The sequence below is a fragment of the Blautia sp. ZXY-1-B12 genome, from assembly GCF_056339915.1.
In genome coordinates this window covers 1-5337 of the sequence record NZ_JBWJVP010000129.1, presented here as the reverse complement: position 1 = coordinate 5337, position 5337 = coordinate 1, and the positions used below count along the sequence as shown (strand labels likewise).

Genomic DNA, 5337 nt, shown 5'->3' with positions numbered 1-5337 from the left:
CTACATATAAAGGAAACTGCTATCTGGGTATTGATGCAGGTTCCACCACAACCAAAACTGCACTGGTAGGCGAAGATGGAACACTTCTCTATTCCTTTTACAGCAGCAACAACGGAAACCCGTTAAAAACCACTATCCGTTCTATTAAAGAAATCTATGAGTTGCTTCCGGAAGGCGCAAAGATTGCTTATTCCTGCTCTACAGGTTACGGAGAAGCGTTGATCAAGGCTGCCCTGATCCTGGATGAGGGCGAGGTTGAGACCGTATCCCATTACTATGCAGCTGCTTTCTTTGACCCGGAGGTAGACTGTATCCTGGATATCGGCGGACAGGATATGAAATGTATCAAGATCCGCAACAAGACCGTTGACAGCGTACAGTTGAATGAAGCATGTTCCTCCGGATGCGGGTCCTTTATTGAAACCTTTGCCAAATCCCTGAATTATACAGTACAGGATTTCGCAAAAGCTGCTGTTTTCGCACAACATCCTATTGATCTTGGTACCAGATGTACCGTTTTCATGAATTCCAAAGTTAAACAGGCACAGAAAGAAGGAGCTGAAGTATCCGATATTTCCGCAGGTCTTGCTTACTCTGTTATCAAAAATGCACTCTATAAGGTTATCAAGGTTTCTGATGCTTCCGAACTTGGCAGACACATCGTTGTACAGGGTGGTACTTTCTACAATGATGCAGTTCTGAGAAGTTTCGAAAAGATTGCCGGCTGCGAAGCTATCCGTCCGGATATTGCCGGAATCATGGGTGCCTTCGGTGCCGCACTGATTGCCCGTGAACGCCATCAGGAAGGCGCAGAAACGACTATGCTCTCCATTGATAAGATCAACGAGCTGAAATATACAACTTCTATGGCAAACTGTCGTGGATGTACCAATAACTGCCGTCTGACTATCAACAAATTCTCCGGCGGCCGCCAGTATGTAAGCGGTAACCGCTGCGAGCGTGGTATTGGCAAGGAAAAGAACAAAGATCATATTCCGAATCTTTATGAATATAAATATAAACGTATTTTCTCCTACACACCGCTTACTGCTGATAAGGCATCCAGAGGTAAAGTAGGTATCCCGCGTGTTCTGAATATGTTTGAGAATTATCCTTTCTGGTATACTTTCTTTACAGAACTGAAGTATGAGGTTGTGCTCTCTCCTACTTCCACCAGAAAGATTTATGAGCTGGGTATTGAATCCATTCCAAGTGAATCCGAATGCTACCCTGCCAAGCTCGCACATGGCCATGTAACCTGGCTGATCCGCAATGGTGTGAAATTTATTTTCTACCCTTGTATTCCATATGAACGTAACGAGTTCCCAGATGCAGTCAATCACTATAACTGCCCGATCGTTACCTCTTATGCCGAAAATATCAAAAATAACGTAGACGAATTAAATGATCCGTCCATTACCTTCCGCAATCCGTTCCTTGCATTTACTTCTGAGGAAATTCTGGCAAATCGTCTGGTAGAGGAATTTAAGGATATCCCGGCAGAAGAAGTCAAAGCTGCTGTGCATAAGGGCTGGGAGGAAATGGCTGCTGCACGCCGCGATGTACAGAAAAAAGGGGAAGAAACCCTGAAATATCTGGAAGATACAGGACGCCATGGTATTGTCCTTGCAGGACGCCCATACCATATTGACCCGGAAATCCATCATGGTATCCCGGATTCTGATCAACAGCTATGGTATTGCCGTACTTACTGAGGATTCCATCTCTCATCTGGCACCTGTGGAACGCCCGATCCGCGTCAATGACCAGTGGATGTACCACTCCAGACTGTATGCTGCTGCAAACTATGTAAAGACACGCGATGACCTGGATCTGATCCAGCTCAACTCTTTTGGATGTGGTCTGGATGCAGTTACTACTGACGAGGTTTATGAAATCCTTGACGGAAGTGACAAAATCTATACCTGCTTAAAGATTGACGAGGTAAATAACCTTGGTGCTGCAAGAATCCGTATCCGTTCCCTGATCGCAGCGATCCGCGCGAAGAAAGCACAGGGACAGAAACGTACTGTCAAACCTGCTTCCATTGATAAAGTATCCTTTACAAAGGAAATGAGAAAGGACTATACCATCCTCTGCCCGCAGATGTCACCGTTCCATTTCAGCCTCCTGCAGGCAGCATTCAATTCCTGCGGATACAACCTGGAGGTGCTTCCGAATGACAATAAGCATGCAGTGGATGTTGGTCTGAAGTATGTAAACAATGACGCCTGCTATCCGTCTCTGATCGTTGTGGGACAGATCATGGATGCTCTGCTTTCCGGTAAATATGACCTGAACAAAACGGCCGTTGTCATGTCCCAGACAGGTGGCGGATGTCGTGCTTCCAACTATATCGCATTTATACGACGCGCATTAAAGAAAGCCGGTATGGAACAGATTCCGGTTATCTCTGTTAACTTAAGCGGTCTGGAAAGCAATCCCGGATTCAAACTTACGCTTCCATTAGTGAAGAAAGTTGCTTACGGTGCCGTATTCGGAGATATCCTGATGAAATGCGTATATCGTATGCGTCCTTATGAACTGGAAGAGGGAATGGTAAACAGGAAACATAAAATCTGGGAACAGCGTGTGATCTCTTTCTTAAGCGGAAGCAGTATCAGCCACAGCCAGTTTAAAAAAATGTGCCGCGAAATGGTTCATGAATTTGATACCATTCCGATCAGTGATGTGAAGAAGCCTCGTGTCGGCATCGTAGGTGAGATCCTTGTCAAGTTCCTGCCTGCTGCAAATAATCATCTGGCAGAGCTTCTGGAATCTGAAGGCGCTGAGGCAGTTGTACCGGATCTGATCGATTTCATGTGCTACTGCTTCTATAATCAGAACTTTAAGGTAGAAAATCTTGGATTCAAGAAGTCCAAGGCAACCATGGCAAACTGGGGAATCAAAGCAATCGAATGGGTGAGAAAGCCTGCAAGCGAAGCTCTTGCACAGAGCCGCCATTTTGCACCGCCTGCTGATATCAGAGATCTGGCAAAAATGGCATCTCCGATCGTTTCCACCGGAAACCAGACAGGTGAGGGATGGTTTCTGACAGGTGAGATGATGGAACTGATCCATGGAGATGTTCCGAATATTGTTTGTATCCAGCCTTTCGGATGTCTGCCGAACCACATTGTAGGTAAGGGTGTTATCAAAGAAATCCGCAGAGAATATCCGACAGCCAATATTGTAGCCATCGACTATGATCCGGGTGCAAGTGAAGTTAACCAGCTCAACCGAATCAAACTGATGCTCTCCACAGCCCAGAAAAACCTGAAAAAAGCAGAAGAAAAAAATGCATAAATAATACCGTAATGGATATATTGCAATGTATTTTACCTTGCAATATATCCGTCTTAGAGCGTATTTGAAAAATCATTCCCGCAATCTACATATCCTGCTTTGCGAAAAGCATTTTTCAAACGCGCTCAAAAAAAGAGTTATATTTCAGAAATTTTAAATGTGTTTCTATTTCAGAACTACATTTAAACCATGAAATATAACTCTTTTGTTTTTTATAATTTCAGTGTTTAATTATTCTGCCAGAACGGAAGTTTCTCTGCAATCCTTATCAGATAGCTTCCGCCCGGAATTCTTCTAAGCTGTGATTCTGACGGCTTGCTGATGATCAGGTAAGCAAACAGATAAACAACCGCAGCAACAGGAATGGAAACGATCAGACAAATGAAATTGGATTTTACAAAAATGTTCAGTCCATAGCAGATACAGCCTGCAACAATTCCCATGGGAACAGATGCAAGAACAGGATACAGATATCCTTCTTTCCATGGATTCTTATACTGCAGATATTTCTTCATGGCTCTGTCATTTAACACACATACAACCACAGAATAGATCACCATTGCGATCAGCAGTGCGTAAACTCCAAGGTTTGTAGTAAACAGCAACACTACCACTACCACAATATCCACAACCAGTGCGATTGCTGCCGTAATCACCGGAATCCTCTGCTGTCCGATTGCCTGCAGAACTCCATTGGAAATATTTGACATTCCATTGAGCAGGATCGAAAAAGAACCAAGGATCAGCAGGTTGGCTGCCAGTCCTGTGGAATTTCCGTAAAGCAAAAATACAATCGGCTGTGCAAGCACTGCCAGTCCCATGGCACATGGGGCGGAAACTACCATAGAAAGCTGTACGGTCTGGTCAATGCACTCTCTGGTCGCTTCAATGTCTCCGGTGGCATACAGGGCGGAAACTTCCGGAATCATGGAAGTAGGTGCCGTACTGGACAGTGTCAGAGGAATATTAATAATTGTCATAAAGTAAGTAGCATACTCTGCATATAAAATACCAATCTGTGCCGCATCTCCACCTCTTCTTCCCAGAATATCCGAGAAAAGATACCCATTGATATAAGCATTTACATTATAAACAAAGGCGCTGAGAATGATCGGCGAAACAACCAGGATGATCACACGAAAAATCTCTTTGTAGGACTCTTCCTGGTGTCTGTGATCTCTCTCTACCCGGTGCAGGATTTTTCTGCGGTTCACACCATATACCAGAAGCATGAATGCCAATGCAGTCACCACTCCGGCTCCGGTTCCTACTGTGGAACCTGCTGCCCCCCATTTTGCAATGCTGTTCTCTGTTCCATCTGAGAATGCATTGATAAATCCCCATGCAGCCAGAAGACTGACTGCCGCATTAAATACCTGCTCAATGATCTGGGAGATAGATGTTGGCATCATATTTCTGTATGCCTGAAAATATCCTCTGAATACCCCAAGAATACCGGACAAAAAAATCGTCGGAGCCAGGATCTGAAGTGCCGGAATTGCATCCTTCTGATTCTGAGGGATGATCAGCCCTGCTCCAAAGAGACAGAACAAACCGACCACTCCGCCAATCACCATGGCATAGATCATGGCACCCTTAAAGAACTTATGTGCATTTCTGTAATCCTTCAGAGCAATACGCTCGGAGATCAGCTTGGATACCGCCTGTGGAATACTAAAGGATGCGATCATCAGAAGGATCATATAGGCATTCTGCGCAAGGCTTGTATAGCCCATTCCAAGGCTTCCTATAATATTGGAAAGGGGACTCTTGTACAGAAGACCGATTACCTTGGAGATCATAGCTGCAATCATCAGAAAGGATGCATTTTTTACTAAATTGTTTTTCTGATTCATGTTATCACTGTGTGTCTTTTACCTGACTACACATTACCTCTTTTCTTATATATTTTCTATCTGCCAGTCGATTGGTTCCAGACCATTGGCAACAAGAAATTCGTTTGTTTTACTGAAATGTTTACATCCGAAAAATCCCCTGTAAGCAGACAGAGGACTTGGATGAGGTGCCTCC

Annotated in this window: 1 protein-coding gene and 2 pseudogenes; 1 reads left to right on the top strand and 2 read right to left on the bottom strand. The window is 44.4% G+C overall.

What is annotated here, in order from left to right; translation table 11 throughout:
* Positions 1-3306 (top strand): annotated as a pseudogene (locus tag AC075L_RS07230) (acyl-CoA dehydratase activase-related protein); the annotation flags it as partial.
* 227 nt (positions 3307-3533) lie between these two features.
* On the opposite strand, the gene AC075L_RS07225 reads toward AC075L_RS07230, so the two are convergent.
* Entirely contained in the window at positions 3534-5162 is a 1629-nt protein-coding gene (locus AC075L_RS07225) for a putative polysaccharide biosynthesis protein (RefSeq protein WP_022381210.1), read from the bottom strand.
* A gap of 45 nt (positions 5163-5207) precedes the next feature.
* Positions 5208-5337 (bottom strand): annotated as a pseudogene (locus AC075L_RS07220) (uracil-DNA glycosylase); the annotation flags it as partial.

What these genes read in the sequence shown, in the direction of transcription:
- AC075L_RS07225 (WP_022381210.1), bottom strand. Translation starts at nt 5,162, where the DNA reads ATGAATCAGAAAAACAATTTAGTAAAAAATGCATCCTTTCTGATGATT.